We start from the raw sequence: 26,611 nt of genomic DNA on the forward strand, positions 1-26,611 counted from the left end.
GCCGGTGCGCGGGCGCGCGGCGCGGGGGGCGTCGTGGGGGCGGACGGTTCGCGCGGTGCGGCGGACCGGCGGCGGGCGGTCGGCGCCGGAGTGCGCCGGGGGGCCGCCCGGGCCCGGTGACGGCCGTGCGCGGCCGGCCCGCCGTTGACGTTGACGCGACCTGCCGTGCGGCAGGACACGGCCCGGCCGGCGACAGCGCCGTCCCGCCGGACCCGCATCGCCGCAGCACACCGGTGCTGCGCAGCAAGAAGGCCGACCGCCGCCCGCGCGGGCACGGCACCACCCCCCACGACAGGTGCATGCCGCACGAGGGCTGGGGTGCCGGCCGTCCCGCCGGTTTCCGACGTCCCGTTGCCCAGGAGGCAGCACATGGTCAAACAGGAGCGAGCCGCCCGCACGCGGCGTGCGCTGATCCGGGCCGCGGCCGAGGTGTTCGCCGAGAAGGGCTTCGTCCCGGCCTCGCTGGGCGCCATCAGCAAGCGGGCCGGAGTCAGCAACGGGGCGCTGCACTTCCACTTCGCGAACAAGGGCGTCCTCGCCGAAGCCGTCGAGGCGGAGGCCGCCGAGACCGTCCGCCGGCTCACCCGGGCGGCCCGGGCCCGCCAGGACAGCTCCCTGCAGGCGGTGGTCGACGCCACCCACGAACTCATGGGCGGCCTGGCCCGGGACGCCGTCGTACGCGGCGGGTTCGCACTCGCCGGCGACATCGCGCGCCGCACCGGGTCCCCACTGCGACGCGAGTGGCAGCGCTGGGTCGAGGACAGCCTGCGCCGGGCCGAACGCGGCGGTGCGCTCGCAAAGGGCGTGTCCGCGGCGGACGCCGCCCGCGTCGTCGTCGCCGCCACCGTCGGCCTCGAGGCCCTCGGCGCCGAGAACGCCGCCTGGCTGTCCCGGCAGAGCGTCACCCGCCTGTGGGAGGTACTGCTGCCACGGCTCGCCGACCGCCAGGACCTGTCCGAGCTGGTGTGCGCGGGCTCCCGCCCGCCCGCCCCGCTCCCGCCCGGCCGCACCGCCCCCGACACCCTGGCCGAAGCGGGCCGATGTCCCACCCCGGAAACCCCCTGACCGGCCGCGATACCACCGGCGGGGAAACCCGGGACGGCCACCGCCCCCACCCCCGCCGGCCCACCACCCCACCACACGCCCGTTCCTGACCACCCAGCACATACAGGTTGTGCGGTTTTCTTTCACCGCCACCGCCACCGCCACCGCCACCGCCCGTCGGGCAGTGCCGGGCCGTGCCCGCCGGCGGCCCGCAGCGCCGCCGGCACCCGGCCGGCAACCGGCCGACACGCGGCTCGACATGCGTGTCGGCGCACGGGGTCCGCCTGCGGGCCGGTCCCGGCGCCGGTGCGTGGAACAGGCCGCCGCCCGTCCGCCCGCCGGACGCATCCGTCCCCGCCCCGTGCCCGTTTCGCACGATGCCCCGCCCAGGTTGCCGCTGCTCCCGGCCCACGAGGCAGCACACGCCGGTGGCCTCCAACGGCCCCTCGCGCCCGCCCCACCCCGTCCGGCCCCGACCCTGCCCGCCCCACCCCGTCCGGCCCACCCGCCCCACCCGTCCGGCCCCGACCGTCCGGCCTGTCCGCTCCGCCTGGCCTGGCCTGGTCGGGTCGGGTCGGGTCGGTCCGGTCCGGCGGGCGTGGGGGAGGGGTGTCCCGCGGCCGTCGTGACGGGGGCCGGGCGCGGCCCCTTCACGCCGCCTGTGCCCGTATCGGGCATCCGGCGCCCGATACGGGCATGACTCCGGGCGGAGAATGCGTCGAGTCCATCCGGCACCGCCGCGAACGGACCCGCCGCGCGCCTTCCGGACGGCCTTCCAACACGCTGTCGGACAGGACGAGTTGGTTTATCGCAGAAGTACATGGCATTGCCGCCGAACGGCATCCCGCTTTCACCCGGCACACCGATCGGCCCGTACGGCGAAAGCACGGCACCGCGCATTCACCGGTGCGCGTTTGTCCCCGTACGGGGGAACACGCCGCCCTTGTGCGAGAGCCGGGCCGGAAGCCGTACGTGAACAACTTTCATCTGTTGGCGCCGGGTCCGGCGAAAGCCCCGACCCGCGGGAACCGGGCCACCCCGGCCGGCCGTCGCAGCCGGTCCCGGACCCCTCCCGTCCGGCATCCGGACCCACCCCCGGACCGCCGCCGTCCGCCCTCCCCGGCCCGCACCGGACCGCCTCCCAGGGGCTGCCTTCGTCCGCCCTTTCGGAGCCCGTTCCCGCTCCGCCCTGTCCGCCTTCCGGACCGTGCCCGTCCCGGCCCCGGAGCGCGGTCCGGGGCCGCCCCCGGGCCCCTTCCCGGCCCTTTTGCCGGGCCGTGGCCGAGCCCTTTCCCGAGCCGTTGCCGGGCGTGTTCCGGGAAGGGCCCGGCGGTCCCGCTCCCCGGGTGCGGTCACCGCCGCCGCCCTTGTCGGACCCGGCCCCGGATGCCCTCCGACCTCGTACGCCGTCCCCCTTTGCCGGCCGCCGGGGCAGACGCCCCGCCGGTGCGGTGCAGCCCCCGTCCGGACCCGCCCGGCAGGGCCCCGGACCGACCGGACCCCCGCCAGGACGAGAGCCCCCGCCCACCCCGCGACCCGGCGCGCCCGGGGCCGGCAGCGTGTCCGGCCACCGAGCAGGGCGCTGTCACGGACCGGGCGGAGCACCGCGCCCGGACCCGGCGCCCGGCTCGGCGCCGGGCTCGGTGCGGGGTCCGGCGCCGGGTTCGGGCGGAGGGTGGCGCGGCCGGGGGTGGAACCGGTGGTTCCGGCCAGTGCGGTCCCGGCCCGGCCGCACACCGGACCGGATCCTCGTGCAGTGTGAACGGATTCGGTGACGCCGTTCCCGTGTGCCGCGGCGGGATTCGCGGACCGGCCCGCACCACTGTTTCCAGCCGGGCATCCGGCAGTTGTGGGCTGTCTGCCGGGGGTTTTCCGTATTTCCCCTGGCTCGATTCACACGCCCTTTGAGGACTGCTCGAATGCCACTGAAGGAACCAGTGCTTCCGGGCCGGGTCCGGCTAGCGTGCCGTTCGCCGACGACTTTCCGCCATCGGGAGAGCCCGACGTCGAACGGAGGGAACCTTGGAGATTCAGGTTTTGGGTCCGCTGTGTGCCGCCGTGAACGGAGAGTCGATCGTCCCGTCCGCCGGGAAACCCCGGCAGGTACTCGCTCTGCTCGCCCTGTATCCGCGCCGCGTCATGCCGGTCTCGACGATGATGGAAGAGATCTGGGGCACCGAACCGCCCCAGAGCGCGATGACCACACTCCAGACGTACATCCTGCAGCTGCGCCGCGGTCTGGCCACCGCGATGGGACCCGACGCGCCCGGGGACGCCAAGGACGTCCTGGCCACCCGGCACGGCGGCTACCTGCTGCAGATACCGCCGGAGTCCGTGGACACCCACGCCTACGAACGCCTGGTCGCCGAGGGCCAGGAGGCCTTCGAGGAGGGCGAGGACACCCGGGCCGCCCGCTGCCTCAGACGGGCCCTGGACCTGTGGCAGGGCCCCGCCCTGGTCGACGTGCGCCTCGGCCCGGTCCTGGAGATCGAGGTCATGCGGCTGGAGGAGTCCCGCCTGGTGACCGTCGAACGACGGATCGACGCGGACCTGCGACTGGGCCGGCACACCGAACTCATCGCCGAACTCGCCGACCTGATCGCCCGTCACCCCCAGCACGAGGGACTGCACGCCCAGGCGATGGTCGCCCTGTACCGCTCCGGGCGGCAGGCCTCCGCCCTGGACGTCTTCCGCAAACTCAGGGAGGGCCTCATCGAGGGCCTGGGCGTCGAGCCCTCCCCCCAACTGCAACGCCTGCACCAGGCGATGCTCGCCGTCGACCCCGAACTCGACGTGACGGCCGGCCCCCGCCGCGGCTCCACCTTCGACCGCTACGCCGCCTGACCCACCCGGCCCCGGGCCCCGGCCCCCTGCAACCCCGGGGGCCGGGGCCCGGCCACGAAACCCCCCATCCCCCAGCCCCAGCCCCCGAACTCAGCCCCCGAACCCAGCCCTCGACCCCCAACCCCCGGCTCCCGCGACTCCGGCCTCCGCGCCTTCGCGGGTTCGGGGTGCGGTAGTTCAGGGCTTCCGCGCTCCCGGCAGTACGAGAGCTCCGCCGCTTCCGGACTCCCGAGCCGCCGGGCTCCCGGTCGGTTGCCGCAGTACGGGAGCTGCGGACTCCCGGGCCGCCGCAGTACGAGCATTCCGGACTGCCGGACTGCCGGACTGCCGGACTGCCGGACTGCCGGACTGCCGGAGTACGGGAGTGCGGGAGTAGGGGAGTCCGGGGGTTCAGGCTGCGGGGGTGTCGGGCCTCGGTCCGGTCTCGAGCGGGAGTCGAGGCGGTTCGGCGATGCTCGCACTTCGCCCCGCGGTACCGGGGGCGCACCGAGGAGGATGACATGCCGGACGAACAGCCAGTGCGGCTGCACTGTTTCGCGCACTCCGCCGACGGCGTCCACGTCTTCGACGACTGGACGGCCGGCGTGGGACCCGGGGTCGAACCGGTCCCGGTCCTCCTGCCGGGCGGCGCGGCCCGGCGCGGCGAACCCCGCACGACCACGCATCGGGCACTGCTCGCCGAACTGCTGCCCCGGTTCACCGCCCCGCACCCGGCCCCCTACGTCCTGTACGGGCACGGGCTGGGCGCGCTGATGGCGCTCACCGTCACGCGCGCCCTGCACGAGGAGGGCCTGCCGGGCCCCGCGCTCCTGGCCGTCGGCGCCTGCTCGCTCACCCACCTGCCCGACGGACTGCCCGACGTCCGCCGGGCGAGCGACGACGAACTGCTGCACGTCCTGGGCGGCCGGGGCGCCGTGCCGCCCGGCAGCGACGAGGGCATCTGGCTGCGCGCCGCGCTGCCCGTACTGCGCGCCGACCTGGAACTGGCCCAGTCCCTGCACGAGGCGGCCGACCGCCCGACGACGGCCGGCCCGCTCACCACCCCGGTCCTCGTCGTCGCCTCCCAGGGCAACCCCCTGGCCCCGCCCTCGGTGGCCGACGGCTGGCGCGCACGCACCCAGGGACCCACCTGGGTGCGTACCGTGCCCGGCCGCCACTTCTTCGTACGCGGCGGCCGTGAACTGCCCCGGCTCCTGGGCCGCGCCTGCCGCGTCGCCCGCCGGCTCGCGAAACAGCCCGCACCGGTCGGCTGACCCCGCCCCGGCACACCGACCCCCGGCGCCCCGCACCGCCCCGTCACCGGGTCGGCCGCCCGCCCCAGCCGTCCTCCAGCCGTCCCGCACCCGCCCCGGCCCGCCCGGGACGTGCCGGACTCCCGGCGAACAGGCCGCGGACAGACGCTGGATGGGCCGGGGACGGGGAGCCGACCGTCGGCTACGACCCTCCACCCGGCTACGACCCTCCACCCGGCTACGACCCTCCACCCGGCTACGACCCTCCACCCGGCTACGACCCTCCACCCGGGTACGGCCGTCCACCCGGGTACGGCCGTCCACCCGGGTACGGCCGTCCACCCGGGTACGGCCGTCCACCCGGGTACGGCCGTCCACCGCAGGGCCGTTGCCGTCACCCGGCGGCCGGACGTCGCACCCGGACCGGGGCCCGAGCGGCGGACGCGGCACCCCACGGCGGCCCGTCCGCCCCCGCAACGACCTGGCCCGGCCACCCTTGTTGCCCTCACCGGCCGTGAGCCACCGCCGCACGCGCACACCCCGCGCCCCCCCCGCACCGGGCCCGGCACCGCCCCCGCCCCGGGCCCGCTCCCGTCCGGGGCCGGACCGTCGCAGGCCGCACCGCACGGGAGCGGGCCCCGAGGGAGCCCGCCGTTCTCGGACACCGCTCGCGCACCGCTGCACACCCGCTAGGGAACCCGACTTCGAGCCCGTACGGCCCCTAGCGTGTTCATACCGGCCGTTGTCGGACCGGACGGAGCACACGGCACGAACACCGGACCCCGGCACCTGCCCCGGCACGGACCCCGGCGGACCGGACGGACCGACCGTGCGGTGCCCAGGCAGGCAGAACAAGCAGAACAGGCAGAACGGGCCGGACTGGGCAGAACAGGCAGAACGGGCCGGACTGGCAGAACGGGCCGGACTGGCAGGACTGGCAGGGCAGGCAGGAGGAGGCCGGTAATGGGGGAGAGTACGCACGGCCCGGACCGGCATGCCGGTGTCCCGCCCGCGGCAGACCGTACCGGGGGCCGGACAACAGCCCGGACCGCAGCCCGTACCGAGGGCCGGTCCGGAGGCCGTGTGCCGTCACCCGACCCCGCGTCCGTCCGGCCCTTCCCCGACGCGCCGGGGTTCGTCGTCGTGGACCCCGGGGCCCCGCCGTACGAGGCGCCCTGGGACCTGGAACTGCGCGGGCCGCTGGACGCCGCCGCCCTGGAACACCTCCTGGACGCACTCGGCGACCCGGGCCCCGACGAGCGGGACCGCAACGCCTGGCGCCACCGGTTGCTGCGGCACGGGCCCGACCACCACACCCTGCGGCTGTCGGCGCCGCAGGGGGCGTTCGACGCCCTGGTCCCGGGCCGGATCGCCGACCGGCTCACCGAGCCCGCGCCGGTCGCGGACCGCCCGTGGACCCCTGCCCAGTACGCGGCCCTGGCCCGGGAGCCCGGCTACGGGGCGGTGCTGATCGCGGCGGGGGCCCAGTTGGAACCGGCCGTGCTGCGCGCGGCCTGGCACACCGTCGCCGCCGCCCACCCCCAGCTCCGTCCGCACCCTGCCCCGCCCACGCCCCCCGCGGACGCACCTGCCGCCGCGACCCCCTCCTCCGAAGGACGCGCGCACGACCCGAACAGGGAAGACGGCCACGACAAGCGGGAAGGAGGCGAAGGGGGCGAAGGAGGTGAAGGGAGTGTTGGGGGTGTGGGGTGCCTGGACCCTGTGGTGGAGGGGGAGTTCACCGGTGAGGACGGCTTCGCCGCAATCCTGGAGCGCACCGGCCGCACCCTGGACCCGCGCAGCGGTGCCCGGGCGCGGCTCCTGCTCGCCCGGGACCGCCGGCCGGGCGGGCCCCGTGCCGACCGGCTCGTCCTGCTCGTCCACGAGGCCGCCGCGGACGCCGCGTCCTGGCGGATCCTGCTCGACGACCTGAACTCCGCGCTCGGCGCGGCCACCGCCGGACGCAGGCCCCGGCCCCGGCGGTCCCAGCCGGACCCGCTGCCCGGCTGGGTCGCCGAACTGCGCCAACTGGCGGGCGACTTCACCGAGGCCCAGCACTGGAGGCGGGTTGCCGAACGCCGGCGCCACGCGGCGGACCCCCGCCGCAACGCCCGCCCGGCCCCGGGCGGGCCACCCGACGCCCACCCGTGCGCGCAGGCCCCTACCGGCGCCGCCTGGTGCGTCCTCCCCGACACCGCGGGCCCGGACCGGGACCCGCACCCCGACCGCACCCCGGACCCTCCCACCACCGGTCCCGCCACCGACCGCGCCCCGGACCCTCCCGCCACCGGCCGCGCAGCGCACCCGGCCACCGGAACGACCGCCGCCCCACCCGCCGGTGCGGGCGTCGGTCCACCCGCCGGTCCGGGCGGCGGGGCGGCAACCGGCCCTCCCGCCGGTCCGGTTGCCGCTCCCGGTATCGCTTCCGGCACCCGGCCCGCCGCCATCGCGGACGCCACCGCCAGTGCCGCCACCGCGGGCATCGCCGCCGCCGGCCCCGACGCACGGAGCGATACCGCTCCCGGAACCGGAACCGCTCCCGGAACCGGAACCGCTCCCGGCTTCGGGACCGCTCCCGGCTCCGGGTCCGGCACGGTCCGGCACAGTGGTTTCGTCCTGGACCGGGACCTCACCGGGCGGATCACCCACACCCTGGCCCGGCGGCTCGCGCTGACCACCGGGCAGGTACTGACCGGTGTGTTCGCCCTGGCGATGGCCCGCTGGCAGCGGTGCGACGAGGCAGGCTTCGACGTACGCGGCGACCCGCGGGCAGGCCACCGCGCCCTGCACGGCCTGGTGGGCCGCCTCACCGACCCCTACCCGGTCCAACTGGCTCTGGCGGTCAACCGCCCCGATGCCCTGGGCCGGTTGACCGCGCTGGCCGGCGCGCTGGCCGCCGCGCCCGGCCGGGCCGCGGGCGGGGCCGGGTTCGGGGCCTGCCGCGAGTGGAGCTGCGATGCGTCCCTGCGCCGCGCCCTGCGCGAACTGCCGCCTGCCCGAGTCTGCCTGAGCCTGGACGACGCGGACGGCCCGCTGCCCGGCGGCGCCCGCCCCGTGCCCGGACACCCGCCGGGCCGCCCCGCACACCCCCTGTTGGTACGGGCCCATGTCGTCGACGGCAGGCTCCACATCGGCCTCGAGCGGGTCGAGGACCGTCCGGGCGGTGTCACCGGCACCGACGCGGCCGCCCTCGCCCGACATCTGCAGGACCTGCTGGGCGAGTTGGCCGCAACGCCCGTCACCCCGCTCCCGCCCGTCTTCCGCGCCACCCCCCAGCAGGCCGCACTGCACACCGGGGGCGACGCACGGCCGGGCACCGGACGCCATGTCGAGCAACTGCTGTGGCTGTGGCACGGCCCGCTCGACACCCGCCGCTTCGCCGCCTCCTGGCAGGCGGTCTTCGACCGCGAGTCGGTACTGCGCACCGCGTTCACCGGCGACGGCGAACCCCTGCTGACCGTGCACGAGGACATCACGCCCGAGATCACCCGCCGCGTCGTCCACCACGGCGACCGGGTGCCCTTCCTGGAGTACGACCGGCTGCGCGGCTTCGACCTGTGCCGGCCCGCCGCGCTGCGCCTGACCCTGCTGGAGACCGCGCGCGGCCCCTGGGCCGGCCCACCGGTACCCACCCGGATCGTGCTCACCTACCACCGGGCGCTGCTCGACACGTGGAGCGCGCACCTGCTGCTGCGCACGTTCTACCGCGCCTACCTCGCCGGCGGCACCCTGCCCGGCGGCGAGCGCCGACCCGACCTGCGCGACTACACCGCCTGGGTCGCCGCCCAGGACCCCGCCACCGCTGTCGGACCGTGGACCGTGCATCCCCCGCCCGACGACCGCCTCGACCCGCGCCCGACGCCCCTGCCCGGTAGGGCGGTTCACCCCACCCCGACCGGCGGCCCGCCACCGCACGGCCTGCCGCCCCGCGACCCGACGGCAAACCCCCCACCCCGCCCCACCACCGGCACCGGCGCGACCACGGGCGCGGGCGTTGGCCCGGCCACGGCCACGGCCACGGCCACGGGCGCGGGCACGGGCAAGGCGGTCGCCACCGCCGTTGCCTCCGCCTCCGCCACCGCTTCCGCCTCGACCTCGGCCGCCGCGTCCGCGTCTGCGTCTGCTTCTGTGTCCGTCGTCGCGGCCGGTGCGATGTCCGCGCCGCTGGTCGGCGCGGGGACCGGCATGGCGGGGGCGGGCCGGGCGAGGCTGCGGCTGTCCCGCGCCGACACAGCCCGCCTCGCACGGTGGGCGGGCACCTGGGGCATCGCCGAGAGCAGCGTCCTGCACGCGGTGTGGGCCGTGCTGATCCACTGGGCGTCCGGGGCCACCGCGGCGGCACCGGTGCGGTTCGCGGTGGCCGTGCCGGGGCGCGGCATCCTCTTCGACGGCGCGGCCCGGATGCCGGGCCCGCTGCGCAATCCGCTGCCGATGTCCCTCGACGTCGACCCGGCGGACACCGTGCCGTCCCTGCTGCGGCACCTGCGCGACCGCGCCCTGGACATGGCCGCCTGCGAATGGGCGCCCGCCCCCTGGACCCGCGGCCCGCGCGGCGGCGTGGACGCGGGCACCGTCGTCGTCTTCGAGGACCCGCCGCACCCGCTGGCGGGCCTGGAGGGCGAACTGGCCGCCCACCGCATCCACGCCGAGTTCCCCGACGTCCTGCCGGCCCGCTCGGTGTTCCCGCTGGCCCTGCTCGCCCACCACGACAGCACGGGCGGCCTGCTGCTGACCGCGGTGCACGACCGGGCCCTGCTCGACGAGGACACCGCCGCCGCACTCCTCGCGCACGGCGTCCGCCTGCTGCGCGAACTGCCCGCGACAGCGGGGGAGTCCACCACCGTCGCCCAGGTGCTGGACCTGCTGCCCGCCACCCCCGCACCGGCCATGACCCGGGCACTGGGAGCCGGCCGGCGCAGCGGCCTGCTCACCCTGCGCGGCGCCCGCCGGGACGGGGCGGGCACGATCTGCCTGATCCCGCCGCCGGACGCGCCCGCGTCCTGCTACGACCACGTGGCCCACCTCTACCCGGGCCCCCAGCAACTCCTGGTCCTGGCCCCCGGCCCGGCGCGGCCCGCCCTCGCCGGACTGGGCCCCGGCCGGCTGCTCCTGGGCGGCTTCTCCGGGGCCGGCGCACCGGCCTGCGACCTGGCCCGGCACATCGCCGCGGACGGCGGCCGCCCGCCCCGGGTCGTCCTCGCCGGCGCCGGCACCGACCCGCTCCGGCGGGCCCGCGAACTGGCCCGGGCCCTGCACACCGCCAGCGGACCGGCCACCTGAACCCGCCCCGCACACCCGGCCGTTCGGGCACCCCTCACCACAGCCCCCACCACGGCCCCCCACCCAGGCCCTCCCCATCACGGCCTCCATCACGGCCTCCATCACGGCCGCGCGCCCGGCCGGGGGCACGCACCCGCACCCGTACCCGCACCCGCTCCCGTACCCGTACGCGGCCGACCGGCCGGCCGCGTACGGCCCGTACGGCTCGTACGGGTCGGGCACGGTCATCCTCCACCGGCCCGCGAGTGGACCTTGGCAACCTGTGCGGGACAGCAGAAGCCGGCCGAGCACAACCGAAGCCCGCCGGAGACGGTCGAGGCCGGCCGGGACAGCCGGCACAGGGCAGAAGGAGTTGGCCATGCAACGGTCCCCGCACGGCGGCGGACAGCCGCTGATGGACCGCTTCCTGCGCTCGCTGTGGCACTCCCTGGTGGCGTTCGGGTCCGTGTACTGCGGCCCGGTCGTCCACCAGGAGCTGATGGCGTCCGCGCGGGCCGGGCACACCGGCCCGCCCTTCGCCCGCCCCGCCCGCAGCGCGACGCGTCCGGCCTCGCTCCGGGGAGCGGGTCCGGTGTCCGGCCACCCCGAGCGGCTGTGCGAGGACCTGCCGTTGTCCGAGACGGAACGGCTGCTCGCCCGGGACCTGTGGCCCGCCTGCGACTGCGGCCGCGAGGCCCCCGGCACGGGCTGACCCGCCGAGAGCCCAGAGCCCTCCCGGCATCCACCGCCGGGAACAGCCCGCCGGCCCCCGCCCGCCCGTCCGCCGGTGGCGTCGCCGGCCGCGCGGCTGCCGGGCCGCGCGCCGCCGTTCGCGCCACTGCTTCAGACGGTGGTGACGACCTCGTCGACGTCCAGGCGGGGCGAGCGCGGGCGCGGACTCCCGGCGGGCAGGCCGATGTTGACCACCATCAGCGGGGTGTGGTCGTCGTCCAGGAACTCCTTCTGCACGCCCACGGAGTCGAAGCCCGACATCGGGCCCGCGGCCAGCCCGGCGGCACGGATGCCCACGATGAAGTACGCGGCCTGCAGGGCGCCGTTGACCAGGGCGGAGTGCTCGCGGACCGGGCGCAGCGTGTCGTACATGGCCTTGGCCTGCGGGAAGTGCGGCAGCAGCCGGGGCAGTTCCTCGTGGAACTCGATGTCTGCCGCCAGGATCGCCACCAGCGGGGCCGCCGCGGTCTTGGCGCGGTTGCCCTCGGACATGTGCCGCACCAGGCGTTCGCGGGCCCCGGGGGAGCGGACCAGGGTGATGCGCAGCGGGGTCTGGTTGTAGGCGGTGGGACCGTACTTGACCAGGTCGTAGACGGCCCGGATCTGCTCGTCGGTGACCGGCTCGTCGGTGAAGGCGTTGGCGGTGCGGGCCTCGCGGAACAGGAGGTCCTGGGCGGCGGCGTCGAGGACAAGCGACATGGAGGCAACCTTCGTCGGTGGAAACGGCCCGGCCGAACCGACCGGGCCGGCCGAACACGCAGAACGGGTCGTACAGACGGGCAGAGCAAGGGCGGGGGCCGGTCGTGTCGTGTCGGGCGCAGTCGTGCGGCACGCCCCGGGCCGTGCCGTACGCAAGGCCACCGGGCCCCAAGCCCGCAGCCGGACCCGGGGGCTTGGGGTGTGGGGCCGCGAGCGGACCGGACGCCGGCACGGAACGGCCGCCCGGCCCGGGCACGCGCCCCGCCCCGCGGCGGCATGCGGCTTCGGGGCAGGCGTGTGCGGGCCGCGCCCCGGCGTCCGCGCGCCCCGGCGTCCGGGGCGTGCCGGGGGCCTGGGGAGGGTGTCAGGCGCTGCGGTAGGCGACCCGCAGCGCCATGTCGGTCAGCTCGTTGCGCCAGGCCGGGCTCAGGGGAGCGTCGGCGATGGCCTTGCGGCCCTGTTCGACGAGGTCGGCGATGTGGGCCTCGACGTCGGCGGGGACCTTGGTGTCCAGCAGCCGCCGGCGGACCTCGGCGGGGGTGTGGTGCGGTTCGGTGATCAGGCCGCGGATGTGTTCGTCGCGCTGCATCGCCCAGCCCAGCAGGAGGGTCATCTTGTGCTGGGTGAAGTCGAGTCCGGCGGGTTTGCCGGTGTCCGCGGAGTCGCCGAAGGCGTCCAGCAGGTCGTCCCGGAGCTGGAACGCCTCGCCGACGGCCTCCCCGTACTGGCGGAAGACGGGGGCGAGTTCGGAGCGGCCCGCCACGGCCGCGCCCACGACCAGCGGCCGGTGGATGGTGTAGTGGCCGGACTTGACCAGGGCGATCAGACGGGAGAGCCGGGGGTCGACCGAGAACTCGGCCGCCGCGGCGACGTCCATGTACTGGCCGATCATCAGTTCCGAACGCAGTGTGTTCCACACCGGTACCGCCGTCGACGGGGCCCGGGACATCAACTGGTCCGCGTAGACCAGCGCCAGGTCGCCGACGAGGACGGCCACGCTCTCGCCGAACCGGCGCGACTCGCCCTGCCAGCCGTGGCGTCGGTGCAGCGCGGAGTGCTTGGCGTGCACGGTGGGCATGCCGCGGCGCCGGCTGGAGGCGTCGAAGACGTCGTCGTGGACGAGGGCGGAGACGTGCAGCATCTCCAGGGCCGCGGCGGCCGCCACGATGCCGGGGTCGTCCCGCTCGCCGCCGGCGGCGAGGTGGCCGGCGAGGCAGAACGCGGGCCGGATGCGCTTGCCGCCCGAGGCGACCAGGTCGGCCAGCGCGTCGACGGCGACCACGGCCCGCTCGTCCACCCCGGCCCACACGTCGCGTTCGGCCGACAGGAAGGCGCGCAGTTCGTCCTCCACCCGCCGCAGCAGTTCCTCGACGGTGCGGCGCGCGGCGGCCGGCTCCCGGCCCGTGCCCGAGCGGGAGGTCACTTGCGTAGTCACGCGGGTCTCCTTGGATAGAAAGCGGGTGAGCACTGGTGCCGGACACGCCACCGCGACGCCGTCCGGTACCGGACGGCGTCGCGGTGGCGTCGCGGACGGCGGACTGGGCGAACGGCCCCCCTGCCCGGGAACACCGAAGCCACCCCCGGGCCGCCGTGGCCGACCCCGGGAACCGGGAGGCCGGCAAACCCTGGGACGCCGGGGCAAACCCGGGGGGCCGGGGGCCGGGGGGCCGGCAAACCCCTGGGACGGCGGGGCAAAGCCGGGGGTCGGGTGGCCGGGGGAGGGCGGGGTGCGCGGGAACCCCGTACGGGGGTCGTAGGGGTCGTAGGTGTGAGGGGGTGGGGGAGTTCACCGGGCGGGGCCGGTCCCGGGGGGCAGTGGCCGGCTCAGCGCGCGGTCGGTGAGCGGGCCGGCGGCGCCGGTGTAGGCGTGGGCGGCGAACAGGTTGCCGCCGCCGGGTCCGGTGTCGGCGAGGGCGGCCGACGCCCCGGCGTCCTGGCGCAGGATGTCGGCCAGCGGCTCGCCCGAGTGCGCGCTGCGGGCGGCCGCCTCGTTGAGGAGTTTGCGGGTACGGGTCTTGCCCAGGTGCGGTGCCAGCACGGCCGCGATCCGCTCGGAGACGATGCTCCCGCCGGTGAGCGCGGTGTTGGCGCGCATCCGCGCCGGGTCCACCGAGAGGCCCTCGACCAGTTCCGCCGTCTGGTGCGCCGCGCCCCCGGCCAGCCGCAGCAGGCCGCGCAGCGGCTCCCACTCGGCGTGCCAGGCGCCCGCCGACCGCTCGTCCTCGGTGAGCATGCAGCCCAGTACGGTCGCCGCGAGCTGCGGGGCCTGCAGGGCGGCGGAGCGGACGGCGGCCGCCAGGACGGGGTTGCGTTTGTGGGGCATCGCCGAGGACGCGCCCCGGCCGGCGGGCGCCGGCTCGTGGACCTCGCCGACCTCGGTGCGGGTCAGCGACAGCACATCCACGGCGATCTTGCCGAGCGCGCCGCACAGGAACGCCGCGGCCTGCGCCAGTTCCACCACGGGGGTGCGCAGCACGTGCCACGGCAGCAGCGGGGCGCACAGCCCCAGTTCGTCGGCGAACGCCGCGGTCAGGTCCCGCACGTAGGCGGCGGGTTCGGCGCCCGGGGCGTGTTCGAGGTAGCCGGCCAGTGTTCCGGCGGCGCCGCCGAGGGAGACGGGCAGGCCGTGCGCGCTCACCCGGTCGAGGGCGTCCACCGCGTCCAGGACGAGGTGGCGCCAGCCCGCCGCCTTGTAGCCGAAGGTCGTCGGCACCGCGTGCAGGGCCAGGGTGCGGCCGGCGACGAGGGTGTCGCGGTGGGCGGCGGCGAGTCGGGCCAGCGCCCGCTCGACGCGTTCCAGGTCGCCGCGGACCAGGGTCAGGGCCCGGCGGGCCACCAGGACGCTCGCCGTGTCGAGGATGTCCTGGCTGGTCGATCCGCGGTGCACGCAGGCGGCCGCGTCCGCGTCCCGGGCGGCCACCAGCGCGGTGAACTCGGCGACCAGCGCCACCACCGGGTTGGCGGACTCCCGGGCCCGGCCGGCCAGCGCCACCAGGTCCAGATTCTCCGCCCGGGCCGCGCAGGTGATCACGCGGGCGGCCGCCTCGGGCACCGTGCCGAGCCGGGCCTGGGCCCGGCTCAGGGCCGCCTCGGCGTCCAGCATCGCCTGCAGCCAGGCGTGGTCGGACACCGCGGCGGCGACCGGCGTGTGCGCCCAGACCGGCGCGAGCAGGCCGGCCTCCAGCAGCACCGCGGGACCGGTGCCCGCACCGTCGGCGGGGGTGGGTTCAGTGGGCATGGGAGAGTCCTTGTCCGGTGTGAACGTCGGTGGCGCGCGGGCCCTCCGCCCCGCCGGTCCCGCCCGCCCCGCCGGTTCCGGCCGACCCGCCGGTTCCGGCCGACCCGGCCGCCTTCTCCGGCGAGTCGGGCGTGTCCGTTGCGTGCGCCGGGGCGCCGTGCGGGATGCCGTGCGGGATGTCGCGCGGAGTGCCGTGCGCGGTGTCGGTGTCGGTGCCGCAGGCCAGGGCGGCGATGGCGATGGCGTCGGAGTCGGTGAGGGTCACCGAGTTGACGCCGGGCCGGATGCCCGCCGCGGTCACCCAGTGCACCCACTCGGTGGGCACCCCGAAGGCGAAACGCCGCGGATGCGGACGCCCGGCCGCGTCGAGGAGGTGGTAGGGCCGCTCGGTGACGGCCAGCCCGTCGGTCTCGTGGAAGCCGCCGGAGCGGGTGGGCATCCGGTAGGTGGCGCACTGCCCGGTGGCCAGCAGGTGGCGCAGCAGCGCGTCGTCGGTGCGGCGCACCGTGATGGCCGGCAGCCGGGCCTCCACCAGGGCCTGCACCCGTACCGCGGAGCCGGGTACGAGCGGGGAGTCGACGGTGTACCCGGCGGGGCCGGCGTCCACCCGCACGTTCGGCCCGACCACCCGCAGCACACCCGCCTCGACGAGCGCGATCAGCTCCTCCACGCGGTGCGCGGGCGGGCCGATCGACAAGAACGCGTTGAGCGGGGTGTACCAGCCGTCCAGGTCCTCGCGGTAGGAGTCGCCGTGCAGACCGCCGTGGTCGACCGCCAGCCGCACCTCGTTGCGCAGGTCCCGCAGGACGTCCAGGGCCGCCTTGAGGGGACCGCCGACATTGCCGGAGCGGGCCTCGGCGACGTCCTGGCGCAGATGGTCCAGCAGCCAGCCGGTGAAGTCCTCGGGCCCGGCGAACTCCCGGTTGCGGTACGGGCGGGCGAGCAGGTCCCAGTCCCAGCGGTCCTTGTCGCCGATCCCGTACGCCTCCAGGACCCTGGCGGTGTCCCGCTCGCCGGGACCGGCCCGCAGGTAGTCGTCCTGCAGGCGGTGCGCCTGGTGGGTGTCACCGCGCGATTCCAGCAGCGTGCGGTAGTACACCGTCTCGACCTCCCGGGAGATCAGCGGCCACAGCTGCTCCTTGAAGTCGATCCCGGACCGGTGGTGGCTGCGCCGCAGCTGCGCGACGCGGTCCGCGGTGAGCAGCAGCGGCTCGTGGCGGCCGTGCGGGCCCTTCTCGTTCTCGCCCCGCGCCTGGTAGGGGATGCCGCGCCGGGAGCCCGCGTAGATGAGGGGCTCGCGGCCGCAGGGCCGGTAGACGAGCCGGCCGCCGACCCGCGAGAACGAGCCGCCGCGGCCGGCGGTGAGCTGCGCCATGTGGTCGAAGAAGTTCAGCCCGAGCCCGCGCAGCAGCACCGTGCCGCCCGCGGGCAGCACGTCCAGGTCGACGTCGGCGGGGTTGGCCGGCGCGATGTGGCGCAGCCCCCACTGCCCGGCCCGGGACACGAACCGGCGCTCGGCACTGTCCGGGCGGGCCGGCAGGTGTCCCTGGCACAGCACGACCGCGTCGAGGTGCGCCAGCACCAACCCGTCGTCGAGCCGGACCTGGGGGCGCGTGCCGCCCTCGGCGTGCGGGACGTCGTCCAGGGCCACCGCCCGCCCGCGGTGCCAGGTGACCGTCACCCCCGCGGGCGCGCCGTCGACGATGTGCCGGTACGCCCACCGCAGGTAGTGGCCGTAGAACGCGCGGCTCGGGTACGTGTCCGGCCCCAGGACGCGGGCCTCCGCCAGGACCTCCGGCGCGACGGACCCGACGGATCCGACGGACCCGACGGAGTCGACGGTCCCGACGGAGTCGGCGGAGTCGGTGGGGTCGGTGGGGGTGTTGGTGAGGAGGGCGCGGGCCCACTGGTGCAGGCTCGGTCCCGGCTCCAGCGGGCCCACCAGGTCCACACTGGCGTCGGTGAACACGGATATCTGCCCGGCCACGGTGTTCATGAGCAGGTGGGGGGACTGGTCGGTGCGCCACACCTGGCCGGGTCCCGGCGGGTAGGGGTCGACCACATGGACGTGGAGGGTGCTGCCCTGGGGCGCCGAGCGGGCGTTGGCGCACAGCCGCTCGAGCACCGACAGCCCCCGCGGTCCGGCACCTATCACGCACACAGTGCAATGTCTGGTTGTCATGTCTCCCGTTTCCTGCCGATGTCGAGCGACGGGGGCCGGCGCGCCGCGGGCGTTCGCCCCGTCCCGGGGCCGCACAGGGCGACGGCGGCGGCGCCCTGCGCGGTGCGTCACTGGAAGGTCCTCGCCCCGCCGCCCCGCCGCGGGTCCGGCCACCGAGGACCGGCGCCGGTGCCGGACGCCGGACGCCGGGTACGGCACGGCGGCCGGCACCAGTCGGCCGCGGGGGCGGGGCGGGGGCGGGCGTGATGAGCCGGGACCGGGACCCGCCGGACCCGGCGCACACCCATCCGGCCGGTGGGGGACCGGCCGGATGGGTGTGCGCCGGGTCGCTGCACGCCCGGCGGTGCACGCCTGGTTGGCACGGGCGCCCGGCCGGTGCACCGCCCGTTCGGTACGGGGGCGCCGGCCGGTGTACGCGGGGCCGGCGGTGCGCGCCCGACGGGTGGCGCCCGCCCGGTGCCGGCCCGTTCCGGTACGGGTCCTGCCGTGGCCCGGGCCCGGTCGGTGCGGCGGCCGGATGCCTGGCTCGCGTCCGGCCGGTGCGCGCCCGGGTCGCCGGGGGGTGTGTCCGCCGCCGGTGCGGGCGTGCCGGAGTGCGGCGACGTCGTGAGCGTGGTCGCCGCGGCGGAGCGGTGATGCGTGGCGCCGTGGGCTGAACTGCCGTGGTGCCGTGGTGCCGTGGTGTGTGCGCGGTCCGGTCGGGACGGGCGCCGACGGCGGTGGCGGCGCCCGCCCCGGCAACCGCGGCCCACCGCGCGGACGTACGCCGCCGCCGGGAGGCAACTGCCGCACCCCGCAGCGGTGTCGACGCTGCCGCTGCCGCTGCCGCTGCCGCTGCCGCTGCCGGTGGTGGTGGGTGTGTGCTGGTGGTGCGCGGGTGGTGCGGCGGGTCACCACTCGACGAGTGCGAGTCCCGCCGCCATGCCGCCGCCGAATCCGGCGAGCAGGATCAGGTCGCCGGGCCGGAAGGCGCCCGCGCGGGCGGCCGCGTCCAGGGTGACGGGCACCGACGCGGCCCCGGTGTTGGCGTAGTGCGTCAGCGTCAGGTGCATGGTGGCGCGGGGCAGCGCCAGCTCCTCGAACACGGTGTCGAGCATGACGCCGTTGGCCTGGTGCGGCACGAAGTGGCCGATGTCGTCGGGGACGACGCCCGCCTCGTGGAGGAACTGCTTGACCAGGTGCGGCAGATGGTCCGTGACGAAGCGCCGTACGCCGCGTCCGTCCATCGTGAAGAACTGCCGGCCCGCGGCCAGGGACTCCTGGTCCAGGGGCAGCCGGCTGCCGCCCGCGGGCACCTCGATCAGCTGGGAGTGGTCGCCGAAGGTGTGCAGCGCGACCTGGCGCACGCGTGCGCCCTGGCCCGGGCCCAGCACCATCGCGCCGGCCCCGTCCCCGAACAGGATGACCGTCTTGTGGTCGACCGGGTTCAGGATGCGCGAGTACACGTCCGCGCCGATGACCAGGGCGTGGCCGCCCTGCCGGGCCAGGATGCCCTCGGCCGCCGCCAGCGCGAACACGCTGCCGGTGCACACGGCGTTGACGTCGAAGGCCGCCGCGTTCACCGCGCCGATCAGGTGCTGCACGTAGGCGGAGGTCGGCGGCTGGGGGCGGTCCGGGGTGGAGGTGGCCACCACGATCACCGACAGCCGGTCGGCGGTGATGCCGGCCGACTCCAGCGCGGCGGTGGCGGCCGCCGCGGCCAGGTCGGAGGTGGCCTGGCCGGGCGCGGCCCACCGCCGTTCCCGGATCGCGGTCTTGCCGAAGATCCAGGCGTCGTCGACGCCGGCCGCCGCGGCGACCTCGTCGTTGGTGACGATGCGTTCCGGTAGATAGGAGCCCGTACCGAGGATCGCTGTGTGGGTCATTGCACCTGCCCTCTCTCGCGTGGTGGTGGCATCGGCTGTGCGAAGGGCCGGCAGGTGCGCGGCCGTGACGGTTTTCCGCGCGCGGGCAGTTCCGCGGGCTGCCCGCGGCATCCGGGGCGGGGGTGTGCGCTAGCGCGCCTCGTACAGGCGCTTGTGGTCGCGCAGCCCGGCCAGCCGGAACGGCCCGCCGGTCTGTGCCGGGGTGGGGTGGTCGCCGCCGTCGGTGGGGAAGGACCGCTCGTGCAGCCGCCGGTAGCCGGCGTAGTCGAGCGGGGTGCGCCGGGCGATGGCCCGGCGGTGCTCGGCGTCGCGCAGGTGCCGCCGGTAGCCGGGCACGACGGTGCCGGAGAAGAACTCGGCGACGCTGCCCGAGCCGTAGCTGAGGAAGCCGACGGGCCGGCCGTCCAGGTCCCGGGTGCGGTCCAGCAGCGCGGCCAGGCCCAGGTACACGGACGCGGTGTAGCTGTTGCCGATGACGGCGTTGTAGGCGGTGCTGGCGCCGACGGCACGCTCGACGGCGTCCTTGTCGGTGTCGTGGCCGCTGTAGTTGAGCAGGTGGCGGTGGGCCTTGTAGGCCATCTTCGTGAACGGCTGGTGGTAGCAGAACGCGGCGAAGTCCTCCAGCGGGCGGCCGCCCTGCTCGCCGTAGTCCTTCCAACTGCCCTCCACCGCCTGCAGGTACGCCGAGATCGACTCCTGGCCGTCGACCAGGGCGGCGTCGCGGTAGTTGGGCCGCCAGAAGTCCATGACGTCGGCGGTGAACAGGCCCGACGGCTCCTCGATGCGCACCAGGGCGGGGTCGGTGCCCACCAGCATGGCCACCGCGGCCGCGCCCTGGGTCGCCTCGCCGGGGCTGTCCAGCTCGTACTTGGAGACGTCGCTGGCGATCACCAGGACCTGCTGGGAGGGGTCGCGGCGCACCAGGCCGATGGCGAACTGCAGGGCCGCGGTGGCGCCGTAGCAGGCCTGTTTCAGCTCGACGACCCGGCCGGCCGAGGGCAGTCCGAGCAGCGAGTGCACGTACACGCCCGCCGACTTCGCCTGGTCGATGGAGGACTCGGTGGCGAACAGCACCGTGCGGATGCGGTCGCTGCCGTGCCGGGCGACCAGGGGCGCGGCCGCGGCGGCGGCCATGGTGACGATGTCCTCGTCGGCGGCGGGCACGCTCATCGACTGCTGGCCGATGCCGATGTGGTACTTGCCGATCTCGGTGCCGTTGTACTCGGCGAGCGCCGCGTGCGGCAGGACGAACTCGGTGGTCGCGAAGGACAGATCGTGGATCCCGATGGGGGAATCGTTGGACATGCCGTCAGACACCAACCTCTACTGTCGTGTTGTCGCGTTCCAACTGGACGTGTGCGCGCATGAGTTCACCGGGGTTGGTCTGGGCCGCGAGCAGGGACAGCTCCCCGCACAGCACGGTGGCCGCCGCGATGACGGCGAGCCGGCGGGCGTTCTCGCCGGGTGCGCGTTCGGCGCGGCAGCCGAGCCGGGCCAGGTTCGTCTCCACGAATCCGAGACCCTTGCCGTTGCCGACCGTGCCGACGATCAGGTTCGGCAGCGTGCAGGAGAAGTAGAGGTCGCCGTCGCGGTCCTCGGCCATGGTCACGCCCTGCGAGCCCTCGACGATGTTCGCCGCGTCCTGGCCGGTGGCCAGGTAGAAGCCGAGGAGCATGTTCGCGTAGTGGGCGTTGGCCGAGCGGATGCCGCCGGCCAGCAGGGTCCCCAGCAGGTTCTTGCGGATGTTCAGCTCGACGATCCGGGCGGCCGAGGTGTGCAGCACGTCGGCCACCACCTGGCGCGGCACCAGCAGTTCGGTGACCACGTTCTTGCCGCGTCCCAGGATCCCGTTGACGGCGCTCGCCTTCTTGTCGGTGCAGTAGTTCCCGGAGATCGACCCGTAGGAGATGCCCTCCACGGTCTGCAGCAGGTGCCGCAGCAGCGCGTCCGAGGCGAGGGTGGCCATGTTGTGGCCGGAGGCGTCGCCGGTGGAGAACTCGAACCGGATGAACAGCAGGTTGGCGGTGATCTCGTGCCGGACGCCGATCAGTTCGGCGAACCGGCTGCAGCCGCGCACCACCTCGCGCAGTTCCTCCATGCGCGCCCGGATGCTCTGGGCGGCGGCGTACGCGGTCTGCGCGTCCCGCGCCTCGACGAGCACCGAGCGCGTCATCCGCTCGTCGACGAGGGTGGCGACGATGCCCCGCTCGGCCAGCAGGGACACCTTCGCGCCGCGGCCCACCGACGGCCACAGCGGTGTTTCGTAGGTGGCCAGCGGCACCTGGGTCTCGGTGTCGGCCACGTTCCCGGAAATGCGAAGGGGTCCCACCCACCTCATCGGGACCCCGGCCACCGCGTGCGTGTCGCTCATCGTGTGCGTCCTGTCATCTCGTGGAGGGCCTCGGCCTCGGCCTCGATGGACCCCGACCCCGACCCCGGCCCCGCCCCGGTGCCGCTTCCCTTGCCGGAGCCGGTGCTGCCGGTGCTGCTGGAGCGTCGGGCGAGCTGCCAGGTGGGGATGCCCCGGTCGGCGCAGAAGTCGCGCAGCGAGCCGCTGATCAGCAGGTCGCAGCGCGCCAGGTCGGCCGGGGTGCGGGCGCCGAGCATCGTCTGCAGCGCCGCCAACTGGTCCAGCCACGCGGTGATCTGCCCGATCAGCGCGGGCACCCCGCCGTCCAGGAGGGTGCGCAGGAACCCCCCGGACGATCCGACCGCGCCGGCGCCCAGTGCCAGCGCCCGGGCCACGTCCAGCGGGTCGCGCACCCCGCCGGAGGCGAGCACCGGCAGCCCGGCGTCCTGCGCGTCCAGCAGACAGGCGGCGGTGGACTGCCCCCAGCCGTGCATGAAGGCGTACTCGCCCGCCTCGCGCCGGCCGTTCTCGATGCGCGCGAAGTCGGTGCCGCCCCGGCCGCCGACGTCGGCCGCCCGCACCCCCAGGTCCGCCAGCGCCAGCACGGTCTGCCGGCTCAGCCCGTTGCCGACCTCCTTGACGATCACCGGGACCTCGACGGCCGCCGCGATCTCCTCGATCCGCGGGGCCCAGGAGGAGAACGAGCGGTCGCCCTCCGGCATGACCGTCTCCTGCGCCGTGTTCAGGTGGATCTGCAGCGCGTCGGCCTCCAGCAGGTCGATGGCGCGCCGCGCGTCGGCGACCGACGCCGTCGCGTTGACGTTCGCCATGACGAACCCGCGCGGGTTCTCCCGGCGCAGCACCCGGAAGGTGTCCGCGCACGAGGGGTCCTTGAAGTAGGCGTGCATCGAACCCGACGCGATCGGCACCCCCGTCTCCCGGGCGGCGGTGGCCAGGTCCCGGTTGATGGCACCGGTCTTGACGCTGCCGCCGGTCATCGCGTTGATGTAGATCGGCACCGGCCAGGCGATGCCGTCGGCGACGGACACGGCCGGCGACACCTCGGGCCGGTCGATGCCGGCCAGCGCGTGGTGGACGAACGACACCTCGTCGAACTGGTTGCCCCCCAGGGGTACATGCTGCTGCTCGATGGCGAGCCGGACGTGGTCGTCCTTGCGTTGAGCGCTCATTCCTCGATCCCTTCCAGGGCGGGACGGATCGGCAGGGGCAGCACCCCGGCCGTGGCCCACCGTTGCCGTATGTGTGAGATCTCCCGCGACGCCCGGGCGTCCAGCAGCGCGATACCGCAGTCGCCGCCGCCGGCCCCCGAGGGCTTGGCCGCACCGCCGAAGGCCTCGGCGGCGTCGCACAGGGCCGTCAGCCCGGGCGTGAAGATGCCCAGGCCCGCCTCCTCGTCCAGGCGCGCCAACTCCTGCCGGGCCCGGCGGATCTGCTCCAGCAGGCCCGGTCCGTCCCCGGCGTCCAGGGCCTCGGCGACGGCCGCCACCAACGCGCCGGTGCGCCGCACGAACCCGCGGTGCGCGGCGCTGCCCTGCCAGGTCCCGCGGTCCAGTGAGGACACCAGGGAGGCGGTGGAGGCCGGCTCGCCGGTCCAGCCCACCTCCAGCGCCACACCCGCGGGCGGCCTCAGCCGGCGCACCGCGAAGCCCGGCCAGGGCGCGGCGAGCATCGCCCCCACGCCCCGGCGCCGGGCCAGGTCCAGGACGTGCTCCCGGTCGGGCGCCCGGTAGAGGATCCAGCCGCCCCAGGTACTGGCGGCCAGGTCGCCGCCGGAGGCCCGGGCGTCGATGCGGGCGGTGGCCAGCATGGCCAGCCGGTAGTGGTCCTCGGGCGCCAGGTCCAGCGCGCACCGGGCGGCCACCGCCGCGACGGCGGCGACGGTCACCGCGCCGCTGGAGCCCAGCCCGTACTTGCGGCCGTCCTCGTGCAGCCGGCTGCCGACCCGGACGTCCATCGCGGGCACCGGCCGGCCGCGTTCGGCCAGCAGGGCGCCCACCACCTCGACCGCGGACACGACATGGGCCAGCCGGCCGCGCGCGCCTTCCGCGCCGCCGGGGCCGTACTCGACGAGCCGGCCGTCGCGCCAGTGCCAGCGCACCCGCTGCGGGCCCAGGTCGGAGGAGATCACCACCCCCGGCCCCCAGGCCCCCGCACCGGCCTCGGCGCCGGCCCGCGGGCCGGGTTCGGGTTCGGCCTCCGGGCGGGGCCGCGGTACGGGCCCCGGGCCGGGCACACCCGCGCCGGACACGGCACCGGGCAGGGAGGCGGCACCGGAGACGGCCTCGGGCCGGCCCAGCGGCCGGGCCCCGGCGCCGGACCCGCCACCGGAACCGGACCTGCCACCGGAACCGGGCCCGTCCCCGAAGTCGGGGCGCGGCCGGATGCCGGTGCCGGTGCCGGTGCCGGTGTCGGTGTCGGGGCCGGCCCGGGAATCGGTGTCGAGGTCGGGGTCGGGGCCGGGGTGGGGGTGGGGGTCGGACACGGTCACGGTGACCTGCCGGTCGACGGCCACCAGCACCGCCGGGTTCCCGGCCTCCACCACCGCGTACTCGCCCGCGACGAACAGCTTGCCCGGCGCCCGCCGCACCACCGTGCGCCCGGCCGCCATCAGCCGCCCCCGTGCAGCAGCCGCGCCCCGGGGCCCGGTCCGGCGACCACGACCCGGCTCCCGGGCGCCGCCTCGCGGACGGCGTCGGCCACCCGCTCGGCGTCGGCGCGCGAGCACAGCACCTTCACGTTCGGCCCGGCGTCCATGGTCGCGTAGGCGGCGACCTTGTCCTGGCGCAGCTCCAGCACCCGGTCGAGCACGGTGACGCTGGCCGGCGACAGGTACCGCACCGCGGGACGCGCCGCGAGCATGGTGGCGTGCATCCCCAGCGCGTTGTGCTCCGCGATCCGCCCCACCGCGTCCAGGTCGCCGCGCGCCAACGCCGCCCGCATCCCGGCCAGATCGTCCCCGGCGGCGGCCGCCCACGCCGCGTACAGCGGCGAGGTGGCCACCGTGTGCCGCATCGCCGCACGGCTGGACACGGACTTGGGCCCGGCGTGGACCACGGCGATGACCAGCGCCGGATCGAGGTCCGCGGGCACCGGCTCGGCGTACGAGCCCAGATCGGCGTCCCGGGGCGTGGCGTCGGCGTCACCGGCGTGCCACACCGCGAAGCGGCCGAACACCGACCGCGACGCCGAGCCCGACCCGCGCCGGGCCAGCCGGGACAGCCCGGCCGGGTCCAGCCGCAGCCCGTACGCGGCGGCCGCGGCGACGGCCAGCGCCGCGAACCCGCTGGCCGAGGACGCCAGACCGGCCCCGGTGGGAACCGTGTTGCGGCTGTCCACGACGGCCCGCAGCGACATCCCCGCCCGCTCCCGCACCAGGTCGAGGAAGGCGGTGACCCGCCGCTGCGCCTCGCCCTTGGCGGGCGCCCCGTCCAGGATCACCGTGTCCTGCCCGGCCCCGGGGTCGAGCCGCACCCGGGTGGTGGTGGGGAACACGTCCAGCGTCATGGACAGGCTGTCCGTGCGGGGCAGGACCAGCCGCTCGTCGCGCTTGCCCCAGTACTTGACCAGCGCGATGTTCGGGTGGGCGACGGCGGTGGCGGTGCCCGCGGTGGCGGCCCGCGCCGGCCGCGCCGCGTCCAGGGGGTGTTCAGTACGCATCGGTGTCGAGCCCCTTCAGCGGTATGGCCCAGGTCTGTACGGCACCGGCCTCGTGCAGCCGCCGGATGACCTCACCGGCCTGCTGCGGCTGGGTCAGCGCGAGCACGCAGCCGCCCAGCCCTCCGCCGGTGATCTTCGCTCCGAGGCTGCCGGCCCGCAGCGCGGCCTCGACCAGCGCGTCGATCCGCTCGGTGCTCAGATCGGCCGCGGACATCAGGTGGTGGTAGTGCGTCAGCAGGGAGCCCAGCTCGGGCGCGTCGCCCTCGGTCAGGGCCCGGCGGGCCGCCTCGGTCAGCTGCGCGGCACGGTGCACGAACACCTCCTGCGCGCCCGCGCGGCGCCGGAACGACTCGTGCAGCAGCTCGACCGCCTCGCGGGTGCTGCCCGCGGTGCCGCTGTCCGCGAGGATGCACAGGCCGTCGACGCCGACCGCGAGCTCCCGGCTCGCACCGGCCTGGAACAGCAGCGGCCGCGAGGCGCCCACCGCCATGGCGTCGACGCCGCTGGCCCGGCCGTGCGCCAGGTTCTCGGCCGTCTGCACCAGCTCGAACGCCGTGTCCTCGCCCAGCTCGCGGCCGAACAGGTCGGCCAGGGCCAGCACCACGGCCCGCGAGGTCGCCGCGCTGGAGCCCAGCCCGCGGCCGGGCGGGATCGTGCTGTCGAGGACCACGTTCAGGTGCGGCCGCTCACCCACCCCCAGCCGCCGCTCCACCGCCGACGTCAGCCGGCGCAGGCTGTCGGAGACCTGCGCCAGCACCGCCCGCGAGGGCGCACCGGTCATCGTGGAGGACAGGCCGCCGCGTTCACCGCCGCGCGAGGACCACCCCGCGCTCGCCGTGACCGTCAGCTGCGGAACCGGGAGAGCGAGCGCCGGGGCTCCGTAGACGACCGCGTGCTCGCCCAGCAGGATGGCCTTGGCATGGGCGCGGCCGATGCCCACCGAGCGGGCCCGGCGGCTTCCTGGTACCCCCTCGACCGAGGTCGGAAGAGTCAACGCACTCAGCTCCCCTTTTGTCATTTGTGCACGGAGATCGCAACGTCAGTGGGAACGCCCCGCCCCCTGGAGTCCGGCGACGGACTCCAGGGGGCGGGGCGCACGGATTCGGCGCACGGGGTACGGCACCCGGGCGCGTCCTGGGATTCGTAGGCACAACGGCGGCAACGGCGCCCTGGCCCGGGAGACCGACACCGGCCGGCACCGGCAGCACGGCACCGGCACGGCACCGGCTGCGGCGCGGCTGCGGCAGGGGCCGGAGACGACGTACATGTCCCGGCCGGGAGTACGGGGGTGCCCGCTTCGGCGGACAACACCGCGCCGGACAACGGGCACTTCACGGGTAGGGGCACTTCACGGCGGGGACCCGGTCCGAACGGTGCGGACGGGTACGACCCGCGATCCACTGCCCCGGAGCTGCTTTTGGGCAGGGTAAATGTGCGAACACAGTGACACGGGGTCAGGGGCCCCGCCAAGAGGCCCCGAAGTGACGT

At 76.2% G+C, this 26,611-nt stretch carries 16 protein-coding genes; 5 read left to right on the top strand and 11 right to left on the bottom strand.

All coding sequences use genetic code 11. The annotated features are described in order from the left end of the window. Positions 1-369 precede the first annotated feature (369 nt). The 5 genes from IE265_RS39035 (at position 370) to IE265_RS34440 (ending at position 11,091) form a co-directional block, all read left to right on the top strand. A complete protein-coding gene (locus IE265_RS39035) occupies positions 370-1,065 on the top strand; it encodes a ScbR family autoregulator-binding transcription factor (RefSeq protein ID WP_190039702.1) in 696 nt (231 codons plus the stop codon). Positions 1,066-3,066: 2,001 nt separating this feature from the next. Then, complete coding sequence (locus IE265_RS34425) at positions 3,067-3,888, top strand: AfsR/SARP family transcriptional regulator (RefSeq protein WP_190039703.1); 822 nt, start codon at positions 3,067-3,069, stop codon at positions 3,886-3,888. 500 nt (positions 3,889-4,388) lie between these two features. Further along, on the top strand, positions 4,389-5,141 hold the full coding sequence (locus tag IE265_RS34430) for a thioesterase II family protein (RefSeq protein WP_190039704.1): 753 nt from the start codon (positions 4,389-4,391) through the stop codon (positions 5,139-5,141). A 1,062-nt stretch (positions 5,142-6,203) separates the two neighbouring features. Next, positions 6,204-10,400, top strand: coding sequence for a condensation domain-containing protein (locus IE265_RS34435; RefSeq protein ID WP_190039705.1), 4,197 nt, complete (start codon positions 6,204-6,206; stop codon positions 10,398-10,400). A 358-nt stretch (positions 10,401-10,758) separates the two neighbouring features. Then, complete coding sequence (locus IE265_RS34440) at positions 10,759-11,091, top strand: DUF6059 family protein (protein WP_190039706.1); 333 nt, start codon at positions 10,759-10,761, stop codon at positions 11,089-11,091. Between the two features lie 131 nt (positions 11,092-11,222). Here IE265_RS34440 and IE265_RS34445 read toward each other — a convergent pair whose 3' ends face one another. The 11 genes from IE265_RS34445 to mvk all read right to left on the bottom strand — a co-directional run bounded on the left by IE265_RS34445 (position 11,223) and on the right by mvk (position 26,117). Further along, positions 11,223-11,810 carry a malonic semialdehyde reductase gene (locus IE265_RS34445; RefSeq protein ID WP_190039707.1) on the bottom strand — a complete coding sequence of 196 codons (588 nt, stop codon included), beginning with the start codon at positions 11,808-11,810 and terminating at the stop codon, positions 11,223-11,225. 364 nt (positions 11,811-12,174) lie between these two features. Beyond that, complete coding sequence (locus IE265_RS34450; RefSeq protein WP_229916866.1) at positions 12,175-13,245, bottom strand: polyprenyl synthetase family protein; 1,071 nt, start codon at positions 13,243-13,245, stop codon at positions 12,175-12,177. 351 nt (positions 13,246-13,596) lie between these two features. Then, complete coding sequence (locus IE265_RS34455; protein ID WP_190039708.1) at positions 13,597-15,048, bottom strand: nitrosuccinate lyase; 1,452 nt, start codon at positions 15,046-15,048, stop codon at positions 13,597-13,599. Next, positions 15,038-17,230, bottom strand: a complete 2,193-nt coding sequence (locus IE265_RS34460) for an FAD/NAD(P)-binding protein (RefSeq protein ID WP_190039709.1) — start codon at positions 17,228-17,230, stop codon at positions 15,038-15,040. Before IE265_RS34460 ends, IE265_RS34455 begins: the two co-directional genes overlap by 11 nt. An 890-nt stretch (positions 17,231-18,120) precedes the next feature. Then, on the bottom strand, positions 18,121-19,095 hold the full coding sequence (locus IE265_RS34465; RefSeq protein ID WP_190039710.1) for a 3-oxoacyl-ACP synthase III family protein: 975 nt from the start codon (positions 19,093-19,095) through the stop codon (positions 18,121-18,123). 129 nt (positions 19,096-19,224) lie between these two features. Further along, positions 19,225-20,400: a hydroxymethylglutaryl-CoA synthase gene (locus tag IE265_RS34470; RefSeq protein WP_190039711.1), complete on the bottom strand. Its 1,176-nt coding sequence runs from the start codon at positions 20,398-20,400 to the stop codon at positions 19,225-19,227. 4 nt (positions 20,401-20,404) lie between these two features. Beyond that, positions 20,405-21,466 (bottom strand): hydroxymethylglutaryl-coenzyme A reductase family protein, encoded by a 1,062-nt coding sequence (locus IE265_RS34475; RefSeq protein WP_190039712.1) that lies wholly within the window; start codon positions 21,464-21,466, stop codon positions 20,405-20,407. Then, on the bottom strand, positions 21,463-22,635 hold the full coding sequence (gene fni, locus IE265_RS34480; protein WP_190039713.1) for a type 2 isopentenyl-diphosphate Delta-isomerase: 1,173 nt from the start codon (positions 22,633-22,635) through the stop codon (positions 21,463-21,465). The genes IE265_RS34475 and fni overlap by 4 nt, the downstream gene beginning before the upstream one ends. Continuing rightward, positions 22,632-24,074 (bottom strand): phosphomevalonate kinase, encoded by a 1,443-nt coding sequence (locus IE265_RS34485; RefSeq protein ID WP_268255901.1) that lies wholly within the window; start codon positions 24,072-24,074, stop codon positions 22,632-22,634. Before IE265_RS34485 ends, fni begins: the two co-directional genes overlap by 4 nt. Continuing rightward, a complete protein-coding gene (gene mvaD, locus IE265_RS34495; protein WP_190039714.1) occupies positions 24,074-25,123 on the bottom strand; it encodes a diphosphomevalonate decarboxylase in 1,050 nt (349 codons plus the stop codon). Before mvaD ends, IE265_RS34485 begins: the two co-directional genes overlap by 1 nt. Beyond that, the gene (gene mvk, locus IE265_RS34500; protein ID WP_229916867.1) at positions 25,113-26,117 is read right to left on the bottom strand and encodes a mevalonate kinase; all 1,005 of its coding nucleotides are present in this window, start codon (positions 26,115-26,117) and stop codon (positions 25,113-25,115) included. The genes mvaD and mvk overlap by 11 nt, the downstream gene beginning before the upstream one ends. Positions 26,118-26,611 lie beyond the last annotated feature (494 nt).

This window comes from Streptomyces fructofermentans (assembly GCF_014651055.1).
In the GTDB taxonomy this organism is placed as follows: Bacteria; Actinomycetota; Actinomycetes; order Streptomycetales; family Streptomycetaceae; genus Streptomyces; species Streptomyces fructofermentans.